This window comes from Enterobacter sp. 03-F-07-AD-ECC (genome assembly GCF_047530935.1).
Lineage (GTDB): Bacteria > Pseudomonadota > Gammaproteobacteria > Enterobacterales > Enterobacteriaceae > Enterobacter > Enterobacter cloacae.
The window spans coordinates 48661-72037 of record NZ_JBLKBZ010000023.1 but is presented as its reverse complement, the minus strand read 5'-3'; the positions used below and the strand labels follow the sequence as shown (position 1 = coordinate 72037).

Below are 23377 nucleotides of genomic sequence, written 5' to 3'. Positions count from 1 at the left end.
CCTGAAATTAAAAGGTCTGAGTCCAATTGAATATCGAACCCAGACCTATGTGCCTCGTGTTTAACTGTCCAACTTTTTGGGGTCAGTACAACCCGAGGCCCCTGTATGCTAGTCACATTCAGAGTAGCCTCTTGCCTGCTTAAATGCAAGGAGAAGAAGGCCATGAAAATGCCGAACCAACCCATTGTTTTGTGCATATTAATAGTTTGTTTAACGCTGTTGATATTCACCTGGCTCACACGAAACTCGCTTTGCGAGTTGCGGATGAAAGACGGAACAAGGGAGGTATCTGCTATCCTGGCCTACGAATCCGGTAAGTAGCTGACAAAGAGGGGGGCAACCCCCTCTTTTCGGGGTGTGGATTAGTATGCCATCGGCACCTTTTGAAAGGGTTTCTCCAGTCGGGGAAACCCTTTTTTCCTCCCGTCTTGTGGCATATAGCCTTTTGTATAAATCAAGAACCAGACCCAAAGAGTCCCACTTCACGCAAACCGTTCAAAAGCCTTAGCGTAATCCAGTCGGGAAAAATTTCACCGGTGCTCGTCCGGGCACGTACCGGAAACAATGGACTTCTCACTGGTCGGTAGCTCATAGAACGTAGCCATTGCGGTCAGTCCTTATTCTGTACCCAGTAGAGTTTTATGGCCGTCTGGCAAATCGTTCAAACATTGTCATTTCTGTTCTCGCTGCATCCGGTCAAATGATACGGTGAATTCAGCTCATGGGCATTCGCATCGCAGTCTACGAAGGCACCAGAAGTTTGAGGATGTTACGCAAAGAACAGTTATCAGGTTTGCTGGTGGGCGTAATGCCTACCTCTACTTTACTTCATAGGGATTCTTCTGCGGGGAAGCAAGAATTGACTCAACGTTGTCCGGTCGTACCAGATTTGTCGCGGAAAGCGCCTTTTTGTGAGGGGGGCCGCAGCGCTAAACCTTTTCCTGGAACGACATGAAGGACAGCAGAGCGTCCGCCCTGGAGGACAGCTCAATACAGTCTCCACGCTGCGGTTCTATCTCTTCGTCAATGGTTTCATTGTACCAAATACGCAGCCGCCATCCCTTCGCAGGGAAAGCGCTCTGCATCGCCAGGACCATCCCCTCCGGCGACAGCAGTTCTCGACAGAGGTAGCAGGCCCCGATCCGGGTTGAATCCCGCAGCCACATTACGGGATACTCTTTAACCAGTTGGTCATACACGCATTCTGCCATATGAAAGTAATTTTCGTCAGCCCTGCAAAAATCACACATTCGATTTCCTTAAATGGTGTTCATCGAGATAATTCAGAAAGTTGATTCGCCAAACTACGGGGCATTTCTTTAATGGCGGAGCTTTACATCACTATTTCTGTCATTTTCAAATCCGCCGGATACAGCAATAATTGCACCGAACAGCGGTTTGAACTGCAATGCATCCGTAGGGTATGCGACAATAATAAGGCTCTTCCCGTACTCTTAAAAATGGAAGAGTTTAAAACCCATACTGCTGGGATGAGCGAAGCACGGTACATTATGCCAGCGTATAAGGGCCGTCATAACTTGTTTTTTTCTAGAACACGGCGAAGTTTTCTTACCTGGGAAGCTGTGGAAAGCGTACCGGTTCGGGGATGGCATGCGCTTGCCTTTTCACCTGGTTTGAGTACATAGGCTAATGCCAGCTCGTTCAGAGCCGCCTCAGCTTTCAACAGGGCCTCAATGGCCGTGTTCAGGTATACAGTTCGGCTCTCATGGTTCATCAGGATTTTCCTCACAAGGGTAAAAATGACAGGCGATACCTGCCGTTTACCCTTTGTCTCCGTTAAGAATGGCATCACGGCAGGCTTCCCAGATTACCTGGGCATTAGCATCACACTCCACGAACCCGCCGCACTGATCGTATATCACCTGGTATACCTCAGGGGGAATCTTCCCAGGCGCAACCGGAGTTGAGCGTTTGCCTTTATGAATCTCATCTGCGGTATCACAGACAGCGTCGAGATGCCGCGACATCCACTCAGATAATTTCAGACCCTCTCGATTTGCCTGTTTTACATAGCGAACCTTTCTGGAAACCGTAGATCGCATCTGAATCTGTGTCACAGCTGGCACATCTTCTTTCATGGCATTCTGTAATGCAGCTTTGGGCTTTTTCATGTTCATGGTTGCTTTAAATTATTCTGGAGTTCGTCTGATATAAATGCTGACGTGATCTGTCAGCGTCGCTTAAATAGTTTATCGCCTTCCGCCAGTTCGCCGTTGAGCTGTTCAATCACGCTCCAGATGAGCCGATCATCCGGCGTTGAGCCTGCACACACTTTCACGACCGCCACGGGTCTAAATTCTTCAGGGTCTGCCTGCCCGGAGGTGAAGAGCCTGCTCTCAATCCAGTGGGCCCCCTCTGTGCAGCAGTGGCAACTGGTTTCAGGTGGTTCATCCAGACCGTCCACTCCACAGGCTGAGCAGGTGAACAGTTTGCGAGACCCACCAGCCAGTGGCGTATCGCAAGCTGCTGGAAGTGCGCCAGCATTGCGCCAGTACAGCACATGATTTGAATCGTAGCAGTGTCCATGAAGCAGAAGCGAAACGCCGCAACTGCGAGTTTCAATGGCTTTGCCTGTGCCAAGGTATTGCCCGATCTCGTCCCATACGTCCACTAAGGTGTCAGGCAGCGGACGCGTAACAGGGAACTTAGCGCAGTCGTCCGGGGTGCCTTTAATGCAGCAGAGGGCCGAATACGCAAGCTCCTGCATTTCGTAGGAGTACTGACCACATACCACGCGTTCCAGTTTGTCGATTAGTTGTTCTTTATTCATCATACTCAGCCTTATTAAACAAATTCATTACGCCACTGGCACCATCTGGCCGGAGCAGACTGCGGCCCGGTAGTAGAGCCGCAGGGGGTGTCGCTGGACTAACAGGTGCTCAGTGAGTCCCGCACTTCCTCATGACTGGTCATTTTCAGAAGAAGCTTTCCAGGGCAGCGTGGTTCCGCCTGTGAACGGGTGACGTCTTCGTTGATTGCCTGGATATGAGCAGATTCAACGGTCCGACGCTGTACGACATGGTTGCTCAGGTTGAATTCGCACTGGAGCCTTCTGGCATCAGAATCCGCGTTCATTGCAATACGTTCATCAAAGCGGCGGTTCATTCGCAGAGCCTCTTCGTGAGCTGCATCAACAAGGGTGCGTCTGGTGACATAGTCGTTACCAGCAAAAAACGATAGCTGAGCGTGTTCCGAAGAGTAGTCGGAGCTTCCCTTACAACGGGCAATCGCGGCTTCAGAGTGCAGGATTAATGAACTCAACCGTGAACAGACGTCATTGATGGTGCCGGTTTTCAGACAGTCGTGGATAAGTGTCCAGGCGGAAATGCTCAGCGGGCGGCTGGTGATCACATAGGGATTGTAATGATCAACCGTTACGATAGTACGCAGTGAATGAAGCGATTCGGACTGCGTACGTAAGTCACGGCGAACAGTACATGCCACCGAGGCAACATCTTTACATTCTTTGTCGGACATCGAGTCCAGTACGCGGATCTCCACCTCTGCCGCCTTTGAGGCGATATGCGCACTAATCTCACCCTTAAGACGTTTGTAGTCAGCCTTGAAGCTTCCCACGCTGTCAATATCGATCCAGTAACCACAGCTGTAACCAGCATTACCAAACTCGTCATCTTTCTCATAGTTCGGACAGCCGTCATTGCTCCAGCCAGCTTTTTCCAGCAGCTCGTCAATAGCGACCAGCTCAGCCATTGGTGCATGTTCGATAATGAAATAATGGACACGGCCCCAGGCATATGCGCGTGAACGGCCATCAACAGAAGTATCAGAAGTCGTCTGACGGGAAAGTTTCATGAGGTACTCCAGTTCTGCCCGGTACCGCCGGGGCGGTGGTGCGAAAGCCGCACCATGAATGACACTATGATCCTCCTAACTTCTATTGTCAATACAATTGAAGTGGCGTTGTATTTATTCATTATTTGGACCCGGCTCGTACGGAACGACCGTCGGGACTTGCCAATTATTCTGCGGTGAGCAGGGGGAAGGGAACATCCCACCGCTTGTTTCAAGATGTACAGCCAAGGAGGGCGCAGAATGCCTGACAGAATCATCGTGCAGCGGTAGCGAAAGACCTGACAAACGGGAAAAGTATCCTTTTATTCCAAAGCCAACCTCAGCTTTTAATGTCGCCAGTACGTTTCTTAAACATGCCAAATCGGTCTCTTATACGGCCGGATGGGCCCGATGAAAACGATAAAATGAGAAACAGAACCCGACACATCGCTGCTCTCTGGGAAAGCCGGTCAGCAGATGGAGCGCCAGGAACTAAATCCGCTGGTTTTAATAATGATTGAGGAGAACAAGATGAAAGATAACAAGACACGTCCTGTAGACTCGTATGCTCATGCTGATTTCATGGAGTCCGTCTTCAGCAACCTCAGGGCTTTCTGTGATGCGGAATGCCAGCGGCTAACTGCCGGTTATCCCCCAACTGTCAAACCAGAACAGCAAAGCACTGACGGCCAGCTGTCGGCGGCATAAATCATTACCTGCCAGTTCGTTCAAATTTCCGCTTCCTTAAGCCCGGGCCAAAAGCCCGGCTCAATCCAAAAACTGAACGTACCGGTTTACCTCTATATCTCCTCAATCCCCTGCGACTTACAAGAGACCCGCACCGGTTTAGCCATTCCTGTCCTGCCACTCTCTCATCACTGGCCCAGACAACCGGAAAAGTAACTTTTCTCTCCGACTCACCTTCTGAACCAGCTATTTTGCTTAAACGTAAAAACGGCCCACTGTTGTGAAGATTTAAAACGGACGGATCGAGTAGTATTGTCTCAGGAATTTTTTTTAAGAAAAGTTACTTTTTCTTCTGTGCAACCTATTAGAAAAAATGTCGAACCTGGTATTGTTGTGTTGTAGCGCAGTTAAACAACCAACCAAAAGAGAGAACAAAAATGTCCGCAATCGAAACTGAAGTAAAAAACAACAGCAACGAAATCAGCCTTCGTGGTTACCTGGAACGCACTGGTAACGGTGCCCGTAAAGGTAACGGCCTTATCATTGACCCTTCGGTTGTTGTAGAGCAGGAAGGCTTTAACACCCGCACGGCCGGTATGGGCGAGCTCTACTATTCAATGCCTCACGTTGTGGAACACCTGAACAGCCTGGCCGATGCCTACATGGAAGACCCGTTCAGCGTGACGCCTATCGTTGTTCAGATGGTTAATGGCGTACCTGTACTGCGTCAGGGGGCTTGCCGTATCCGTTCCATCGCTATTGCAAACCGCCAGCTGGAAGCAGAAGGGCGTGAACGCATTACTCGTATTCGCTGCGAAGAGTTTCGCGGTAGCGCTTCAAAAGCAGAACTCTTCACCCTGACCGGCAACTCCAACCTGGCGCTGTCTGTCGTAGCTGAAGCGCTTTCAATTAAGCGTCTTGTTGAAGATAAAGAAGAGCCTAAGACCTTTGCGGAACTGGCAAAAAAACGTGGTAAATCAGAGCAGCATCTTCGCCAGATGGTTCGCGTACTGGACCTGCCTTCTGAACTACAGACCATGCTTGTGAGCGATCAGGTGAGCATGTACGTTGCGCTGGACGAGTATATGTACAGCGGTGAGGATGCGGTAGATAACATCAACAAGGCGATCTCCATCTATGGTAAAGCGACGAAAAACACGCTGAAATTCGTCAAAGCTGCCAAGGTAGAAGAGCGCATGGCAGATCCGCAGACTCCGGAAAACTCCGGTGATGAGCAACCGGCAGGTAATGCTACCGTTAACACCCCGGTACCGGATCAACTGAATGATGAAAGCAATACAGAGACGCTGGTTACGCCACCGGTACAGGAACCAGCTCCGGCTCCAAAGGACAGCGCTCCTAAACAGAACCCGGCAGGTAAAGCACCATCCATGTCCAGCGTTCTGAACAAAAAGACCGTGACCGTCATTGCCGACACCGCGATCCCGATTTTTGAACGTATTGCTGAAGAAGCCAAGCTTAAAGAAGGTGAATCTGTCAGCACTGATACTTACACGCTTGTTCTGACCAATGATGAAATGAACGATATCATCAATGCTCATGCTGACCTGAAAGAGTACCTGCGTAAGCATGCTGAGAAGATGAATAAGGGACAGGCATGATTTTCTGACCGACCCCTCCATCCGGACGGGTCGGTAACTTTTTCAGGACAAGGGGAAACAGGGCAATGAAGAAGGCTTTTATCAACGTAGACAAGACTAACCCACTGCCAGTCCTGACGGATTCGGTGACCCGGGTAAGTATTCAGTGCACGGCAAAAGATGAAAACGGGGCAGGGATCGAAGTGAACATCCTCGACCTGATTCAGGATCATGATACGGATGAAGTGAAAGTGCAGTTTGGGAGCTCGCCTGTTCAGGCTCTGGCGATGCTCCGCCGGGTTATGACAGCACTGGAAAAGCAGGCAAATGCAGAACTGCAACAGAATTCCTGCTCGCGTATGCAGTAAACGGTAAAAGCAGAATGTTCCCTACTGGATAAACCCGGTGGACCTCACGGAGAGCAAGTCACCGAATGGTTCACTGTTAAGTGATATACATCCGGATTTATAAGGTTTTGCAGCATCCGAATAGGCAATAAATAGAATTATTTTGATTTATCTCAGCAAGGAAATGGAAAGCTACCAGATTTTAGGATAGCGAAATGCCTGTATCGCTACTCTGCTGAATTAGAAATGATTTTAAACGCAATGCATAATGATAGAATAGCAATGCCTTTAATTATTTGTCACGTCTGAATTATATGTAGACTTACGGAGAGGATATGGTAATTACTTATTCATTATCGGAAACGTTTAATATGTTTTTACGCGAGATTATTGCATCTGGACTTGCAGTTTTTTGCGCATGGTGCGTTTTGTGTCTTTTCTCTGATCAGGAACGAGGTAAAGAGGTTCCTGTTTCTATGAAAAAAATAACTTCAAAGTCAGCTTTCTCCTACTTTATCAGTTCTCAAATTGCCGCTTTTATTATCTCCTTGTTGGGTTCAATCTTAAGCACGAAATGGGACAACATCGTCTGGAATGATGAAATAAGACAGTTTTATCTGCATGTAGGATTTGGGCTGGTAGCTTGTGTATTCTGTCTGCTTGTAATCTTGCATGAGAAATTTATCAAAAGAAATTTAAATGTTTATTCTGGTTATTGTGGTTCACTGGCAGTTAGTCTCACAGGAATCTTTGTACTTTGTGCGTTATATCTGACATTTTCATTACCATTTCATTATGAAGAACGTCTACTTAATGATGCATCCTTGGTGGCTTCGGATGGCGTTGAAAATTCAGTCGTTTTTGCAGACGGTCGTTACTGGGTTTTTGAACTGGGCTTACCATATTTCAAACAGTCATTGCTCAAAGAGGTAAGAAGGGGCAGGTACCAGCTAATCTGCACTACAGAAAAAAAACCAACATGCTGGTCTGGCAAAAAACTTCCCGAAAAACCAACCTCTTTGAAAGCTAGTTCATAAAGATTTAAACTGCTCGCTTAAATCCACACTGGTCCAATTTTGAAAATTTATTGTGTTTTTAAAAGAAATTACAGTGTGGGTTATTAGCCAGTAGGTCGGAGTTTTATATAATACCCAAAAACACAGGAGGTATTATGAAAACCAATCTGGCCTATGCATCTAATTGCTCCGATTCTGTCTACTCCTATATTTATCAGGCACTGCAACAACGCTCTGGTGCCGAGAATGAAAGCCTTTATCAGCAGGCCATTTCCAGCTGCTGCACAGATAAACAAAAAAAGAAACTGGCCGGGTATTATGCCGGTCCATGGCAGCTGCTATTCAACGCGTGGTGTAACAATCGCGTCCCTAACACAGCGGTGCTGGCCCTTTTACTCCAGCAGTGCTTATCTCATTTCCAGTGCGAAGAAGTGATCGCAGCCTGGCAGTAACCCTATCAAGCCCCTTCGTATAGCGGAGGGGCAGGAGATATCTCATGTACAGAAACGACAGAAACGTGGATTCCTTCAACCTGGTTAATGCTCTTCAGCCGGTCTTTCGTAACACCGGCTGTGGGATGTTTGAATATGATCGTAAAAAGCAGAATGAAACCGCTGATTCAATCTTACGAGCGTTGGCGTTAAATGCCGATTTCGCGAGGGCCTTAAAACAGTACGTCCGGATTAATTCTGTACGACGGGTTGTTCAGTTCGATGACGGCTCGGTTCGCTATGGTATTCATGCCGAATTTGAAGGGCATAATAAAATTAATTCCTTCCGTATTTTTAAAGATGAAGATACAGACGCATTTGACTCCTATTTTTATTCGGTTTGCGATAATAAAGCTGAGCTGGTGGATTTTAAAATGGACTCTCTCGATATTCAATTGCAGGCAGTTTTTGAAAAGGTGACAGGTATTTTTCTGTCACATTAAATATTCAAATTTTCAATCCTCGGGCTGATAGACAAAAAACGCACTTTAGAATATAGATGAGATGAATATGAAAAACGTAAATATTTTGGATACCGATATTGCGGCCATTAATGCTCTTTCTGGCGTAGAACTGACTGACTTTCTCACTGCCGGGTATCAGGTAAACTGGTTAGGAGAAAGGGAGGTTTCGCTGGTGGGCTTTCCGTGTTTAGCAAGCAACAAGCAGCCGGTAGAAGTTGGTCCCGGCATTTTCATTAATCGCGTGTACAGCAGAGACAGCCAGTCTCTGAGCGGGAAATTGCGCTATGACCTGTCTAATGGTCTGGCAACGAGTGCATTTTCATTTTTCTCCCAGTCAGGCTGGTATGGGGGATTCCGTGTCGTATCTTTCCGTGACAACGGGCCAGCTGCGTTAATCAACATTGGTATTGTCCATGAGAATGTTTTGAATGCATTTTGTGCTGACTTCCCCCGGGCCAATGTGAGCGTAACCCGTTTTCATTGTGGCATGACGCTTGAGCAGATCCGAATGTTCATTTCAGACACTGCTTACGATATGCCGCTTTATAACAACGAGTCTGACTTTCGCAGGCTCGCCAGTTAGCATGGAGGCTGACTTCAGTGCTTACGCCTAAAAGCCGGTGAGCGAGGTGGCGGAACCGGTTGGCTTCGCCCAGTCTTACTTACTTCTCTCAAGGTACTGCGCTGCAAGCGTACGTAAAAAAAGTAAGTAGCTAAATGGCGTGAGCGATTAGTTCTATACGGGAAGAAGTCATAGTATTCTGAAATGATAGTTATCTCATACGAACGATAGTAATGGAGTTTCTTAATGGGCGTTGATATCTGCTGGCGATTTCAAAGGGAAGAAAAGCCTGGTAAATGGATTAATTTATCAAGCAATTATAAAGGGGACCGATCATATCTCCACTTTGCCTGGCTCGGATTTGATGTAGATCGTGAAAGGGCGAGCACATCAGCAGTTTTTATCCACGCATTACGCGGATTACCTGATGATATACCGTCCGAAGATGATGATTTATTCGGTGAACATTCATACTCATGGCTGACTTCGGAAGAAATTTTGTCAGCCATACCACCCGATAACGCCGGAGAGGTGATCCAGGAATTTGTCGAAGAAGTAAAGCGTCTCCACGTGGAGAACGGCAGCGTCCGTTTCGTCTTTGGATTTGAAGGGTAACCCGTAAGAAAGTAGCTATCTTACCCGGCTAGGTCTCCAATCTCTCAGATGCTCAAAGAGGGCCGGGCATGGTGCCCACACATCCCCTACCATTCCGATTTGATATTCGTCTAATACACCCTTTAAAGAAAACAAGCAGACGGCAATGAGACGTCGGATTAGCGTCAGCAAATATGAGACGTCAGTAGTCGATGTTTGTCCTGCGGAACGTGAATCTGTTTACAAGGGGTAAAGCCGTACCATCCATGAGGGCTCAGAGAGCCGGGGTCTCCTCCAGATCACTGGAAGTTATTGACTCTGGCAGGCCTATCCCTATGACTTTTTCCCGGATGGCAAATTAAGAGCGAACAGGGCCAAATTAGTACTCTTTTCTAAACGGAAATACTGAATCACCCTGATATAACTGGTCTCTCACAAGACAGGAGATCATCAATGGAACGTGTAATATTTTCAGTAATCTTTTTTATGATGCTGGGCGTACCTTTTTACCTTCTTTATAAAATTGCCCGGGACATTTTTGGTACCGCCGGTGCTGGTGAGCCTGCACAATTGCCTCAGGGCAAGCAAAGACGCTCAGGAGGCGCTGGTTCGGGTTCGATCTGGCAAGGACACCATCTACAGGGGAGCAGCCATTTGAACCCCCTCGGAGGTGATTGTAATGGTGAAAATAGCATAGCTGGTGGTTGTGATGGTGGCGGTGGAGGAGGTGACGGAGGTGGTGGTGGTGACTGATAGCCTGCAACTTTAACTATCAGGATGAAACCCATGTCCAGCAACCGGAAAAAGAATTCATTTCAACCGAAAAGCCCTGCCTTAAAGTGAAGCGTATTAAACGTGAAGGATGCTGAATTAGAGGGTATCGGTTTTATACTGAAGCGTAACTGGAAGAAGGATCTGAAATTAACTATTACGGAAAAGTAACTTTCTGACTCACCACGTACGCCCCTCGGTTATGCCATACAGTTTGATACGAAAACAGATCAGTAAGTAGATTGCTATACGCCGGAGAGAAGTCTATTTTTCATGCACCGAACCTGTTTGGCCTGCAATGGAAGCAGGTATAATAATCACATACAAAGGAGGGCATTATGAATACATTTTTATACGTGCTTTTGGCCTGGATTGTTGTGCTTTTTATCGCCAACAAACTGCTCGCAAGACGTAAGCCCAATACGGTTAAAATCCTGGTACAGCGCAACGGGAAAGCCGCAGAGGTTGATGCTGTAGTGGTTCAGGGTTCAAAGAGAGCTAACAACAGTTCTGTTGCGGACAGCGACGCGGTAGATAGTTATTTTGAAATGAATCCTTACTCCCGCGAAAACCAGGCGAATGGTTGGGCTATGCTGGCCAGAGACGATGACCAGCTTAAATAATCAGTTGAGTGTGATGTGTAAAGCAGCTTAAAACTCTAAATGGACGAACAGGGGAGGTGACAAAGATGACAACCAATACAACAACGACCACCTACCGCTCAGAAGAAATCGTGCCGTTCAGACGGCCCAAAGGGGATCTGGATAGTCGGTATATGCCTCAGGTGTATGCAATGGTGCGGAACTGGGCAAGTAACCCTGCTCAATATGGTGAGGGTGTACTGGCCTCCTACCGCCAACCGGCAGTAAACCTTGCCTACCAGGTAAAAGGAACTCGTGTTGTTTTAATTCTGGTACCAGTAGAGTGCGAGCCACCTGGAGTGATAATGACGGAAACAGTCCTGTGGCCGTCACTATCACTTGTAGAAGTCTTGCAGACCTTGCAGGAGGCCTGGCAAAATATTCCGGCGTTAAACCCCTGACGACTTCTGTCAATATCACCGGCTAGTGATTTACCTCTCTGCTGGTGGTCAGCCCGCCTAAGTTCAAATTATCTCTTTCTAAATTAGCCCGGATAAAAATCGGTCCCTCTAAAATAGCCTGCCCTGAGTAGGCTACGTCATACAAAGCGTTGGCCAGTCACCAGCTGGCTGGTGGCCATAATGCTCCACAGGATAAACCGTATCAGAACTACGCAAAGAAAAAGCCCCAACAATTTACCGATGGGGCCTTTTGCAGACATTTTACAGCCTTACCAATGATAGAGCGCTAAGGCTTCTGCTTAGTGAACAGACTTGCCCACAGATAATGGATAAAGTTGAGCAGAATGTATGTTACTCGTTGCTCGAATTTCATCGGGGCTTTGTACTTTGTCGTTATGTTATGAATATGAGTAAGGTCCGTATAGAGCCCTGGCGACTTCCTTGTTGACTTCAACACCGAACAGATGTGCTGAACAGACTCCGGTGTGAACAACCGTAGCCCTCGTCGTTGTTTGACTTTATGGATAAAATCGTCCATCCCCATACATAACCATTCCGGCTTGATGCCATCAAACTTACAACGTCCGTTTATGATGACGACATTGATACATTCCAGTTCTCTAGCCTTAAGAGCAGACTGAATAGCCCTGATGTGCCCCTGGTTTTGCTTAAACGGGTTCTGCAACTTGAGGGTTCGGGACTGAGTCCATTTCCGCCAGTGGCTTTCCTCCAGAGTACCGTAGAGCTTGCCTACGTAGTTTTTCTGCTCTATGACGTATATACCATGTGGGGCTACGAGAATGTGATCAACCTGCGTAGTGCTATGAGCCGACAACTGAAAGGTGAGATCACTAAGTAGCCCCTGAGCTTCTTCAGGAAGCCCAGATTCAATTGCCTTTGCAGTCCGCCGTTCCGCTATGGCAGAGGTCATAAATCCCAACAGACACAGCAACACGACGAAAATAAGGATAATGAAAGCTACCCCCGTAATGCTCCACAGCAGATTGAAAGCATCCATGTTACCTCACAGAGGGGTAGCTGGTGGCATTAACAGATTCTACTAAGCGGGTAGTGGTACCGGTAAGGCTCTCAATATTTGAAGACAGGCTCATCAGCATGCCGAGTGCAGAACGGAGATTACGATGAGGCTCATTGTAGTTTTTGAACGTGTCAGTGGAGTACATTTTTGAAAGACGTGTACGGATCTCTACTGACGTAAGATCTCCATCCACCAGGCCGTACTTAACTGCCTGAGGTGTTGGCCATACACGGCCTGAATAGAGAGAAACAGCATCGGCATCATGACGCGAGAGAAGCTTTTTACCCCGTCCAAGTTCAACATCAGTTATAAATTTTTCATGCATCGTGTTCAGGATCTCCTTCTGCATGAACTCCCTCGTTGAATCGGACAATGGGTGGAAGGGGTCAAGAGCATCTTTGAACTCACCGGCCGTAAGGGGCTCATTCTTGACGCCTACTGTGCTCATGATCTCTGACAGATTCCAGTGGTCCATACGCACACCGATAGAACCGATCAGGGCATTACTGTCGGCATAAATTGCATCAGCGGGCGATACCGCGTAATAGCATGCGGATGCGCATATGCCTTTCACACTAACGATGATTGGTTTATATGAGTCTGCGATATCAGAGAAAAAACGACCGGTACCGCTGGAGAGTACTTCGAGGGAGTTTTGCTTCGACCGTGCTTCATCGCCACGTTCTGTGCTCCCGGTTTTGTTACTCTTGTCAGCGGCTACAGATGAAAGAGAGCCACCGGCATCTGATACGCGTTCAATCTGTGGCTGGTGGTTTTCAAGCGCGTTTATCTGGCGGTAAATAATGATGGCGTCAGAGGGACCACCACCACCTGACTCTGCCTCGATAATAACTGCTTTGGCATGGGGATTATTGTAAGCTTTGGCAAGAGCTGTTGCGATCACTGTTCCATCGCCCGTTTCCGAGCCGGTACCCATCTCGCCAGAAATCCGTATTACAGCTATATGGTCTTTCTTCCCTTCAGCGTCCTGCCATTGTTCGTAAAGATTGTAGAAAGAAAACCCTACAGCGGTCATGGCAATTAGCGACATAGCAACTTTTGCCGTGGTATGAATGCGAAACATCTTATAAAAACGGTCAGCGTTATCATTGAGCGATTCTTTGATATTTGTAGGGGACTTCCTTTTTTTACTGCTTAACATCTGACCACCTTTACATGAGTTTTTGAAAGTTAGACCACAAGCGATTCAATGCAATTCCCAGTATCAATAAAGCGACTGGTGGGAAAAGTTGAGCGATATTGTTAAATAGTGACATATTTGGCATGACCAGGTAGACCATCGTTAAAGCACTGATCACCCAAAATGCTCGAAACCAAATACGATAAAACTGAACTGTAACCTTACCAAATACGTACCTCTTCAATTTCCACTGGTACATTCCATCTGCTAGCATGGCAAATAGATAGGGCAGAAAAACGATTAGCCACCCCAGGATTAAGTTCCACCGGAAAATGGACTGATAAAGTAAGAGGGGTATGTTTTTGGCCATAGTGTAATTAATAGAGGTAAATTTTTCAGCAACAATGTTAATACCTCTGGCTGGTTTTTTGGTGTCAGGGATCAGAATAGTATTCAGATAGTCAATTAACTTATAGTCATGTACCAACCAATTTAAAGTCGCTTCACTATTTGCAATGACAGACTTCCAACGGTCATTTGATATGATGGACCGGCTTGCATTAACCTCCTGAGTAATCTGATATTTGAGCTCCTCAGTATTCTGGAAAGCCAAGCTGTAACCAAAATAAATGACCATGCCAAAAAAAAGCATTGTTCTGAGCACTGCTGCCCTGCTTGTATTATCCGCAGCCATTGCTTTCCCTCCATTCACGAAAAAGAGCTAGCCTCTGATCGTGATTGCAATAGTTGTTACGCCACATCGTCGGGATACCCAGGAGCCAGTGGTACTGTTTAGGTATGATTTGGTCGATGAGGCTTAACTCCGCCAGTTCTTTATGCTCTGCGCTTTTCCACTCGATCTGTCCCACATCAGGAACAAATACAGCGGTCCTTGCTTTTGCGGCCTGGCGGGAAAATTCTATAAAGTTGATGCCCCACGGCGTCCAGTATCTGTACTGCTCGTTTAGGCCGATGTTAAACACCGGCAGAGAAAGAGTTGAGTCGGCAAAAGCCGAAATCACATTTTTGCAGACTCTTGGACTATCTATTTTTTCCTGTTCGGTTTTGAGATGAGTCAGCAGTGCACGGTCAATAATGCTGTTAAAGGTGTTTGTATAAAGGCCATTAGGGTCAGGAAGCTGATCTATGGCAGTAATGATTTTAAATTTTAACCGAGAAAGAAAGGGAGAGTCCTCAATAGTAACTATATGACTATGTGTTGTTTCTGGATGAATCTGGGGTTTGATGCGCTGTACTTGTTTAAAAGAGACACTACCTGGCAAATTAATGAATGCGCCCACCGTGCGTGTTAAATCGACGAAATAAGGCAAAAGATAACAACCAAGCATACGGGCATTCTTTTTTACAAGATCACACCGTACGTCATTGTTATCGAAAGAAATACGGAAACTAACGAATTTACGTTCAGGACCTTCGCTGGTGGTCAGTGATTGAATCCATTCATGGCATGATCCTTGTGGTACCGACCAGTAGCTGGTTTCACGGTCCCCAAAGGGATCAGTCGTGATCAACTCTCCCTTTAAAAGGAAAAGCTCAGACAGGGTATTTGCCATGGAGAATAGGGAATCGATATCGTTGCTCTGACAAAATTTTCCCAAATGATGAAACGCGTTTTTTTCTATCATAGTTAGCCGATCTCGAACTTCCTGAGAATCTGCGTACTTTAAACCCAAAGACTGAAAGCGCCTTTTTACGAGCGAGCGACATTTGCTGACTTTTAGTGCAGAGCTTAAAATTTGCTGGCGCGTCAGGACAATTTTTTCATCCATCAATGCAACTTCCTTAGAAATTTATTAAGATTTTTGATATCGAGATTTTGACGCAAAGTAACTTTTCCGGCCTTCTTGAAAAGCATTTCCGACAGAGTTGTGTTTGGCTTCATTTGTTTCTCAGCAACAGCAATAGGGATTTGGCCTACAACCTTCCTGCCATCTTGAAGCCTGGCAACTATGTGAAACATAGGGACCTGACCCAAGAGATCCTTTGGAATACTCTCTTCTAAAGTTGTCTGCTTTCTTTCTGAGATTGAACCTGAGAAGTTATTATGCGGCAAAGATGTTTCTGAACCGGTCGTATAAGTGACCATATTTGTGCTTATCGCACTCTTACCAAAGTTCTCTACAACAAGCGTCTGAGTAGGAGTATCGTTGACTCGCAAGCTTATATAATTGTTGCAGAGCCCCGTAATTCGATTGGCAGTTTCAACACTTGCCGCAGCAATAAAGTCGGAGATGGTTTGGGTGCAAATAAACAGTGCAATTTTCGCTGCACGACCCTGCGCCAGAAGGTTAATCATAGGGTTGTTAATGGCTGAGTGTGCCTCATCAACAAAAATACTTATCCTGGAATTAGCTGACATATCACCATCTTGAGCGTTGTAGCGACTACCGGCACAGGAGGTCAGATCTGACATTATTAATTGAGAAATAGCAGCTGCTGTATCGGGGTTTGAAAGGCCATCAAGCGAAATGTATAGCACCCCGCCAGTGCTGAACATCCCTTCGCTTGTTACAATTTCTCTTGATGATACTGAGTTCGGGTTAGGAGATAAAAGCTCATTTAAAGGTTTTTCAATGAGCATATCGAAAACAGGCATAATACCTGCGGTCATTTTAGCCATATGCTCTGGGTCGGACATTGAGTAATCAATAAGCTGGGAAACAGTATCTAACCAGTCTATTTGTTCGGACCCCTCGTAATTCATGAAATGAGCCGTAAACCATTCAGCGAGACGCTTGAAACGTACCGGCAAGGTATCGTTAGCGACGTACTTAACTTTTTCGGTCCAGACATCGTAACCATAATATCTCGCGTAACATGACTCCATTACCTTGACTGTAAGATTCACAATAGACATGTGGCTTTTCATGTTCTTGTGAATCAGATAAATAGAAGGCTTTTTCTCTATGTAAGAAAGCCCGGAAATCACATTGGAAACGAGAGCCTTGGCATACTGAACGAATGGGTTAACCTCACCGGGAACTGTCACCAAGCTCAAAAGACGAGATGTTAGGTCAGAAACATTAGTATAGGTGTTGCAGACATCAATACAGACCGAAGATGCTGGCTGGCCAGGATGAAATTTATAGAAAGGAAGACCGAGGGTCTTAGCCTCTTCCATTAGAGATTCTCGCCACTCTGCATCGTTCTTTGGATCTATGACAACAACAACATGACCAAGATGAAGCATGCTAATGCTTAGTAAACGCTGTAGCACCGTTTTCCCGGTACCCACGTTTCCGGTTATCAGAGTATGACCAAACCAATTGTCTTCAGTTACAAATATGGGTTCCCTACGTTCCACAGCAAAAATTGCATTGCTGCCGCCCATCTTACGAGCCATTGCGTCAAAATGTCTCTTAATTGGGTTGAAGACGAATGGCAACTCGATCTCACGTTTATCACTGGAGAGGTTAGCTATTTGATATGCCCGATCCGCATGTTCCGGACCCCACTCAAACCCATCACAAAAATAGGACTTTCGCTCGGGTATATCCTTATTTTTATTTTGATAATCCTGAACCAGTTGACGATACTTTCGCTCATTGGAGAAAAAGTTACTTTTGTTAATTACACGCAGTGAATCAAGACTAACGAACATGAAATGTCGCTTGAATACACGCCAATGAGCCATCAAAAATGGCGCTGCTGTTTTGCAACGATAAAGGCACAGCAAAAAAAGCAATATTGAGGTGAACAGAACTATTGGGGCGATGTCCAGTCCGTCTGAAGAAAGTCCCATATAAAGCATAGAAACCGAACAAATCAAAAGTATTGAGGCACTACGATACTCAAGAATAGGCCGATAAAAATTCTCTTGTGCATGGAGGTTAGTCCTCTTCGAATCTGACATTATAGGTTCCCAGCCTCTTTCAGGTTATTGATAATTCGTTCAATGTCCACTTTCGCCCGGTCTGATGCGGCCAGCAAAGTAGGCATGTTAAATGCATGGCATTTTGTATTGATCACAGCACCAGAATTAACGAGGTACTGAGGAAGCTTATTGAAAAGATCTTGAGCCTCTAACTGCGACCCAAATTTTTCCACGCAAGATTGGGTCAGATAGAGAGTATTAGGAGTACTTACCATAAATCTGTTTTTGCGCTTTCTTTTAAACGCCACCTCCATTTTGGACAGAATTTGATGCAGTACTAACGCAATTTCTACAAATTCAAGCTCTGTAACGTCACCTTCGCTTATAAGCGAGAATTCACCATTTTGGTCTGATTCAGTAGATGCAAAGACTTTACTGTTCAGATTGTGACCAGAAACAGGTGATGCTGGTTTTTGTACTTCTGCTTTGTCCGATGATTTATTCCGGTTGCGCTTGGGATTTTGTTTTTCTACCGGTGCTGTTGGGGCGAACAGTCTGGCCAGTGCTGGCGAAAGATGATGCCCCTTAGCGTCTGTGGGCGCATGCTCTCCATTTGATTCTTCAAGTACAGGAGGTAAGGCGGGCTCTTCACTTGCCATCACACTGGTTGCGGCTGCTTCGGTCTGGGAATACACAACTTCAGCTGGTGGTGGGCAGTTACCCTCAGTATCTGGTTCTGAGTTTTCTTGTCCTACAGAAACATCCATAGAGCGTTCATTCGTACCCTGGGGATCAGCGTTCTGTTCTCGGTTAAGTTCTGGTAATTCTGACGGCTCGGAGAGAAGCTTTTCATTATGGACCGAAGAGCTTGTTGCACAACTACCGACTTCTGGCCGAGAAACACTAAGCTGTGAGAAATCGGTATAATCAATGATCTCATGCTCTTCATCTTCTTTCTCAAAAAGATGTTGATAATGTTCATATTCCACAGCCTCAGTTTTCAGCGGACCAGTCGCGGATGCACTATCGGTTCCATGATATTCCACGTCGCCAGAATGTTCTTCGACTGCATTTACACGTGGGGGAGGCAGCTCAAGCGTTTGCTTTGGACGTGGGGCAGAGTTTTCAACAGAAGACTCATCATTAATCACTAATGCCTGATACATAGAAGTATTGAAAAGTGACTTTAAAGTTGTTGGCCTTCTTGGCTCATGATAGGTGAGCTGGAACCCGGCGCAGTTATCGCCGAGCTGGACTAAACGCAGATCGTCAATGTCCCTTACTATCCACATTCCATCGAGAGAGCCTTCTCTGAATGTCAGTTGGAAATAGGGCTCTTCACTGAATGCTTTTTCATCTAATCCCGGCAGCAATGCCATAGTGGTATCTATGTTGAGGTAGGGGACAGCATCAACACACACTATATAGTCATTGGAAAGTGGAGCGCTTAAAAGGAGTTCATGAAGTTGGTTGACCAGGACATGGGATTCCGTGTCCTTTGCCGATTCATCTTCACTTTCTTCTATATCAGGAATGACAGGATCAGCTGCTTCCTCACCCTCAGATTTAACTATCTGCGTGTCATTATCAATTTCATTATCACTTTCGGCTTTCTTCTCAAAATCGTCGGATGAGCCTTCATTTTTCTTAGAATGTATATCAACATCAATAGAGGCAGAGGAGCGGCCTAAATCATTAACCTTAAGAACAGCCGTCTCAACAGTATCAGTAATTTTAGTTATAACGTCCCGACCGGGCACTGGTCTTCTGTATTCAGTAACTGTTTTTTGCTCGTCAATGTAAATAAAGTCTTTATTGGCATTAACGCTAAAAAGACCCGGCACTGAGTCAGGGATTTTATAGGAATCAAAGATTAAACCAATCCACCTTAGCTTAAGAAGGTTATAGAATTCTAGTTTCCCTATCCCATTTCTAAAGATGTTTGATATTTCGTTTTCCGAATAGATACCCGGAATGAAGTAGTGAACGACACGCTCATCATCATAGGGCTCGACGTAACCACGTTGAACTAGGGATTCTACCAATACGGTCTTACCAGCCTCTCCCTGAGGGAAGTTATATTTATGTAATTCGAAATCATTGAGAACAAAATCAAGGAATGCGTTCTCGTTAAGGTATACCTCACCATTTACGATAATGATGTGCATAGGCTTAGCATTGTAATTGTTGATATTGATACTGGTAAAGTTGTGCTTGATGGTACTAATGGCCCTTGCTGCTGCATCATTAGAACGCAGACCCATGATAGGGTCACGTAAAACATTAAGGTCTGTACCAGTAGAATAGAAATCAGCGGTCCTCACGCATTTAGACAAAAAGTCATTCCCATCAGTATAAACGTTTAGGGCGGTGATCATTTTTGAATAAACACGTTCTTTATTTACCCGATCCAAAAATGCAAGACATACCGGGTTTAGGATTCGCTCAAGGAAAACGCTGGACCAGATATTATGTTGATTATGAATACGCTTTCGCCAGTGGATTTCGTATTCAACCACGTCATTTTCACGTGCCCAGTCAAGAAGACTTTGTGAGCTTGGCGTCCAAATGATCGGACTAGCTAAATTCAGGCTTACAATGTCGAGATCGTAAACCTTTCCGGCATCATGGACTAAACCACAGATAAACGCAGCATAGAGATATACTTTTCTACGGACTACTTCTTCATCTTGATATCCGATTGGTCTCAGTTCTGAGTGATGCGCATTTTTTAAAGAGAGTATGGCCACTTCCAGGCTGTGAGAAAGTAACCCACCAATACCATTATGATGATGATTTTCGGAAGCTGGCAAAAGATGTATCCAGCGAACATATTCAACCAAGGGCTTTAAAACTAAATTAGTAAATGTATATGCATCGTCCCTGATGTCGCTATCGCTGATAGCTAACATCATTGAAATTGAGTGCAGCTTTTCCCGATACAGAGACAGGATTGACTGTTCATTAAATGTCTGTATGCCCGTCGGACGAGTTGGATACTCGATGAATTTCAGGACTTCTGGATTTGGATGATCAGGAACAGTGTACTTCTGATCTCCTAGAATCTGCGCAAAAGGAGAGAGGCTTGATATATCCTCAATCATTACAGAGGTTGCATCATTCTCCTGAGATGAGAATATCCCCAAAATCCGTTTAATACATAAATACAGCGCCCTGAAATTCATCATCATACCTTATCGACGTTTGCCTGACAGTTCGGCTGCAATGTATGCCTGCACACTTTTATATTGCATTACTTTGGTGATGAACTCTGCTGGACTGTATGGCCCATCCTTACGGCGAGAAACATTCAGAGTCTTTTTCACATTCTCAACATATAAATTAATACTCTTTATAATGTTGTGAGACATAACCGGATAGTCGCTTACAGCCAGTAAACCCAATGAGTTGTACTCATACATTGTGTTCATGAGCTGGTTCATCTCGAAGATGTACTTGTAAAACCTCATGGTGTTGTGGTTATTGAAGTTGAGTTGTACTGGTTCAAAACTGAAAGGTACAAACTGAGTTGATGACATGAATGAGTCATTCTTGTCGAACTCAATTGACTTAATATAAGCAACAAGATTTTCTTTCATCTTATTGTTTTCTTCATGCAGCTCGTTGAACCAATCCTGAATAGCCTGAACAAGGTCAGGATGTTTAACTGCATCAACCGTTTTAAAGAGAGAGGAAATAGCGATACTCACATCATCAAAACCTCTGATGACTGCTCCATTTCTGGCAGTTAAAAACCGGTTAAAGTCTGGGGTGCCGGGGTTAATAATAACTTTGGCCATACCCTGGTGCTCTGGTCTACGTTGAGTAGAAGTTTGAGCGTTTACGCCTTGCTTTTTATTTGAACCTTTTACCATTACATCTTTTGGTTCAATGTTAATACGCTCATTGTCCGTGATAATTGCGTCGTTCATTGTGCCACCTTAGTTTTTGAGTATTGACGGATTTTTCGTCCAAGTTCGATATATGCTGAATGATAGAGCTCAAGCATTTCTCTGTAAGGCTCCAGCAATGCTTCCGTTTCAGAAATCATTTCGTATTCCCAGCTGGCATGGTTTACAAAACAGTTCTTAGAATATTTTCCACTTTTCATTGGTTGCACCCGTTTTGACATGTGGCTAGGCGCTCTTGTTTTATAAGGGCTGAACTGATGCCAAGTGATCGTTACTTTTCTGGCATTACCAATTAGCTCAACTTTTGGTGCGTAAGAACCCAGGTACTCCCTCTTTGGAACTTTGCTATGTCGGGTAAGGTTAATCTCTTGGTGGTTTCGTTCCTTCCACTTGATCCAGTATTTTGTAATGAGATCTTCAGCCTCAACACGCAAACCTTCAATCTGAGCACGTAAATTTTTACGTGTTAGCTCTATAGAACTTATAAGATTTGAATTACTCATGACGCCTCCTGATGTGAAATTACTATACCGGAGGAAATTTCCGTTTTTTTTCACGAACAGAAGATTTTTGAATGCTCTTTGATGAGGGAATTGAACAGATGTAATGCACTCGCTGTTTCCCCCATTCGGGAGGGGCCTTCAGAAACAGTAACAGCGAGTTTAGCCTCACTTCCATCGCTACCCCCTAAAGTTACTTTTGACAGAATGACCATTGTGGATTATTGCTTTTGATAATGTGCATTGCTCTATTAAAGTTATACATATATCTAGTGCCACTTTTCCAAAAAAAATGACCCTATGGAACTTTGTCCATAGTGACACTTTTATAAAAAGTGACCCTATGACGACATTACATAGGGTCACTTTTCAAACATAAGTGACCCTATGTGAGGCATTCATAGGGTCACTTTTCTTTGTTTAGTGATCCTATGTAAGCATGAGGTTGATGAAAAGTAAAAATGTCAGTTTATGACGGTCAGTGAAAGACGTCGTTATTCTAATCCAACGTTGGGAGGGGCTGGATTTAGGTTTTTTTTTAATCGCTTCACATTTCGTTAGCATGCGCAGGAATTTTTGATAAAATTCTGGTTAGTTTGGTTAAAAAGTGTTACAAGTAAGCGGTGTGGTTGAAGGGATAGATTTAAGGCTTATTCAAGCCTTAAGAAAATACTAAAAGTTACTTTTCACCCTACCGAACACCTAACAAAAAATCCATGTTGAAGATTTGAACAATTGTAATGGCGCAAGGACAATCAGCACATGTCAGAATCTGATAATTTAACTCGTAGCTTACTCGGTAAACTTTTCCGCACTGAGATTTCGCTTATTCGTAGTTACCGTGCATTTTTAATGTTATTGCCTGTGCATGGATCTTCTGCATATCAAACTGGGACTCCTCTTCTCCAGCGTCGCCTATTTGGGAAAGGATTTAGTACAGCCGCTGATTTAGCTTTTGAAGTGGAAACACGTCCAGGTAGTTTTTTGGTTCCGCGTACACTCGGAAAGGAAATTACATGGGAGAGGTTTTTTTCTGCGGTCTTGGACGGTGATTCCAATGTAATTCGTGAATATGATACAAATGATATTGACTATGGTATTTACGATGCCGGTGAAAAAGTGACTTTTCTGAATGGTACAGTGGATATCTATAATCCCAAGAAGATTCATGAGTTGCGTTCTAAATGTGTTGATATACAGAATGACTACTTTATGCAGGTGTTCTTTATCTCAATGCTCGCACCAGAGTTTGTAAGTATTTTCTTTGGTTTAAAACCAACTACAGCTGATGCTATTAAAGACATTGGTTATTCATCGTTAAAAACAATTAACGATGTCGTTCTTTTCCCACGTACAATTGCTTTCTCACAAGGGCATATTGAAGAGAGTGTTTCACTTAAAACGAAAGTTTTTGCCTGGGCTTATGAATTGTCTGCTGACATCCGGTTAGGAAAAGTTAGTGATGATTTGATGGAACTATTACGTTATGACACTATGTTCACCAGTCACCGTCAGGATGTGTTCAACACTTTAACAAATAAAGTTATGTTAAAGGATTATTGA

The 23377-nt window shown here is 45.0% G+C and carries 26 protein-coding genes and 1 pseudogene; 14 read left to right on the top strand and 13 right to left on the bottom strand.

Going from position 1 to position 23377, the window contains the following annotated elements:
• Positions 1-143 precede the first annotated feature (143 nt).
• Both ACMWKA_RS22055 and ACMWKA_RS22050 read left to right on the top strand, forming a co-directional pair.
• Positions 144-254 (top strand): annotated as a pseudogene (locus ACMWKA_RS22055) (DUF5431 family protein); the annotation flags it as partial.
• Positions 202-321 carry a type I toxin-antitoxin system Hok family toxin gene (locus ACMWKA_RS22050; protein WP_223152483.1) on the top strand — a complete coding sequence of 40 codons (120 nt, stop codon included), beginning with the start codon at positions 202-204 and terminating at the stop codon, positions 319-321. The pseudogene ACMWKA_RS22055 and the gene ACMWKA_RS22050, both read left to right, overlap by 53 nt.
• 608 nt (positions 322-929) lie before the next feature.
• Here ACMWKA_RS22050 and ACMWKA_RS22045 read toward each other — a convergent pair.
• The 5 genes from ACMWKA_RS22045 to ACMWKA_RS22025 form a co-directional block, all read right to left on the bottom strand.
• Positions 930-1250 (bottom strand): hypothetical protein, encoded by a 321-nt coding sequence (locus ACMWKA_RS22045; protein ID WP_000332796.1) that lies wholly within the window; start codon positions 1248-1250, stop codon positions 930-932.
• Between the two features lie 281 nt (positions 1251-1531).
• Positions 1532-1735, bottom strand: a complete 204-nt coding sequence (locus ACMWKA_RS22040) for a hypothetical protein (RefSeq protein ID WP_001015183.1) — start codon at positions 1733-1735, stop codon at positions 1532-1534.
• Positions 1736-1781: 46 nt separating this feature from the next.
• Positions 1782-2132 carry a hypothetical protein gene (locus ACMWKA_RS22035; protein WP_000743059.1) on the bottom strand — a complete coding sequence of 117 codons (351 nt, stop codon included), beginning with the start codon at positions 2130-2132 and terminating at the stop codon, positions 1782-1784.
• 59 nt (positions 2133-2191) lie between these two features.
• Positions 2192-2794, bottom strand: coding sequence for a hypothetical protein (locus ACMWKA_RS22030; RefSeq protein ID WP_224222681.1), 603 nt, complete (start codon positions 2792-2794; stop codon positions 2192-2194).
• A gap of 95 nt (positions 2795-2889) precedes the next feature.
• Positions 2890-3834: a DUF5417 domain-containing protein gene (locus tag ACMWKA_RS22025; protein WP_000778029.1), complete on the bottom strand. Its 945-nt coding sequence runs from the start codon at positions 3832-3834 to the stop codon at positions 2890-2892.
• 510 nt (positions 3835-4344) lie between these two features.
• On the opposite strand from ACMWKA_RS22025, the gene ACMWKA_RS22020 reads away from it, so the two are divergent.
• From ACMWKA_RS22020 to ACMWKA_RS21970, 11 genes are all read left to right on the top strand, one after another.
• Positions 4345-4521, top strand: coding sequence for a hypothetical protein (locus tag ACMWKA_RS22020; protein WP_001371930.1), 177 nt, complete (start codon positions 4345-4347; stop codon positions 4519-4521).
• 416 nt (positions 4522-4937) lie between these two features.
• Positions 4938-6122 (top strand): hypothetical protein, encoded by a 1185-nt coding sequence (locus tag ACMWKA_RS22015; RefSeq protein WP_001272971.1) that lies wholly within the window; start codon positions 4938-4940, stop codon positions 6120-6122.
• 65 nt (positions 6123-6187) lie between these two features.
• Positions 6188-6469: a hypothetical protein gene (locus ACMWKA_RS22010; RefSeq protein WP_000708863.1), complete on the top strand. Its 282-nt coding sequence runs from the start codon at positions 6188-6190 to the stop codon at positions 6467-6469.
• Positions 6470-6783: 314 nt separating this feature from the next.
• Complete coding sequence (locus ACMWKA_RS22005; protein ID WP_000237191.1) at positions 6784-7485, top strand: hypothetical protein; 702 nt, start codon at positions 6784-6786, stop codon at positions 7483-7485.
• A 134-nt stretch (positions 7486-7619) separates the two neighbouring features.
• Positions 7620-7916, top strand: a complete 297-nt coding sequence (locus ACMWKA_RS22000) for a hypothetical protein (RefSeq protein ID WP_000856246.1) — start codon at positions 7620-7622, stop codon at positions 7914-7916.
• Between the two features lie 44 nt (positions 7917-7960).
• Positions 7961-8398 (top strand): hypothetical protein, encoded by a 438-nt coding sequence (locus ACMWKA_RS21995; RefSeq protein ID WP_000286108.1) that lies wholly within the window; start codon positions 7961-7963, stop codon positions 8396-8398.
• Between the two features lie 67 nt (positions 8399-8465).
• Entirely contained in the window at positions 8466-9002 is a 537-nt protein-coding gene (locus ACMWKA_RS21990) for a hypothetical protein (protein WP_000800251.1), read from the top strand.
• A 225-nt stretch (positions 9003-9227) separates the two neighbouring features.
• Positions 9228-9596 carry a hypothetical protein gene (locus ACMWKA_RS21985; protein ID WP_000537761.1) on the top strand — a complete coding sequence of 123 codons (369 nt, stop codon included), beginning with the start codon at positions 9228-9230 and terminating at the stop codon, positions 9594-9596.
• 432 nt (positions 9597-10028) lie between these two features.
• Positions 10029-10328 (top strand): hypothetical protein, encoded by a 300-nt coding sequence (locus ACMWKA_RS21980; RefSeq protein WP_000442693.1) that lies wholly within the window; start codon positions 10029-10031, stop codon positions 10326-10328.
• A 356-nt stretch (positions 10329-10684) separates the two neighbouring features.
• Positions 10685-10969: a hypothetical protein gene (locus ACMWKA_RS21975; RefSeq protein ID WP_001091367.1), complete on the top strand. Its 285-nt coding sequence runs from the start codon at positions 10685-10687 to the stop codon at positions 10967-10969.
• 65 nt (positions 10970-11034) lie between these two features.
• Positions 11035-11388, top strand: a complete 354-nt coding sequence (locus tag ACMWKA_RS21970) for a hypothetical protein (RefSeq protein WP_000210769.1) — start codon at positions 11035-11037, stop codon at positions 11386-11388.
• A 286-nt stretch (positions 11389-11674) separates the two neighbouring features.
• Here ACMWKA_RS21970 and ACMWKA_RS21965 read toward each other — a convergent pair whose 3' ends face one another.
• Genes ACMWKA_RS21965 through mobI form a run of 8 tightly spaced genes read right to left on the bottom strand, consistent with a single transcriptional unit; the run spans position 11675 to position 21817 of the window.
• A complete protein-coding gene (locus ACMWKA_RS21965; RefSeq protein ID WP_000338612.1) occupies positions 11675-12406 on the bottom strand; it encodes a nuclease-related domain-containing protein in 732 nt (243 codons plus the stop codon).
• A gap of 1 nt (position 12407) precedes the next feature.
• Positions 12408-13589, bottom strand: coding sequence for a S49 family peptidase (locus ACMWKA_RS21960; RefSeq protein ID WP_094166803.1), 1182 nt, complete (start codon positions 13587-13589; stop codon positions 12408-12410).
• Positions 13590-13599: 10 nt separating this feature from the next.
• Positions 13600-14262, bottom strand: coding sequence for a DUF4400 domain-containing protein (locus ACMWKA_RS21955; RefSeq protein WP_000718549.1), 663 nt, complete (start codon positions 14260-14262; stop codon positions 13600-13602).
• Positions 14249-15358 carry a hypothetical protein gene (locus ACMWKA_RS21950; RefSeq protein ID WP_000343600.1) on the bottom strand — a complete coding sequence of 370 codons (1110 nt, stop codon included), beginning with the start codon at positions 15356-15358 and terminating at the stop codon, positions 14249-14251. The genes ACMWKA_RS21955 and ACMWKA_RS21950 overlap by 14 nt, the downstream gene beginning before the upstream one ends.
• Positions 15358-17442: a conjugative transfer system coupling protein TraD gene (gene traD / locus ACMWKA_RS21945; RefSeq protein WP_001284073.1), complete on the bottom strand. Its 2085-nt coding sequence runs from the start codon at positions 17440-17442 to the stop codon at positions 15358-15360. Before traD ends, ACMWKA_RS21950 begins: the two co-directional genes overlap by 1 nt.
• The gene (gene mobH / locus ACMWKA_RS21940; RefSeq protein WP_001011152.1) at positions 17442-20588 is read right to left on the bottom strand and encodes a MobH family relaxase; all 3147 of its coding nucleotides are present in this window, start codon (positions 20586-20588) and stop codon (positions 17442-17444) included. The genes traD and mobH overlap by 1 nt, the downstream gene beginning before the upstream one ends.
• A gap of 9 nt (positions 20589-20597) precedes the next feature.
• On the bottom strand, positions 20598-21335 hold the full coding sequence (locus ACMWKA_RS21935; protein ID WP_000995978.1) for a hypothetical protein: 738 nt from the start codon (positions 21333-21335) through the stop codon (positions 20598-20600).
• Positions 21332-21817: a conjugative transfer protein MobI(A/C) gene (gene mobI, locus ACMWKA_RS21930; RefSeq protein WP_000071885.1), complete on the bottom strand. Its 486-nt coding sequence runs from the start codon at positions 21815-21817 to the stop codon at positions 21332-21334. The genes ACMWKA_RS21935 and mobI overlap by 4 nt, the downstream gene beginning before the upstream one ends.
• Before the next feature lie 759 nt (positions 21818-22576).
• On the opposite strand from mobI, the gene ACMWKA_RS21925 reads away from it, so the two are divergent.
• The gene (locus ACMWKA_RS21925) at positions 22577-23377 is read left to right on the top strand and encodes a hypothetical protein (protein WP_000004208.1); all 801 of its coding nucleotides are present in this window, start codon (positions 22577-22579) and stop codon (positions 23375-23377) included.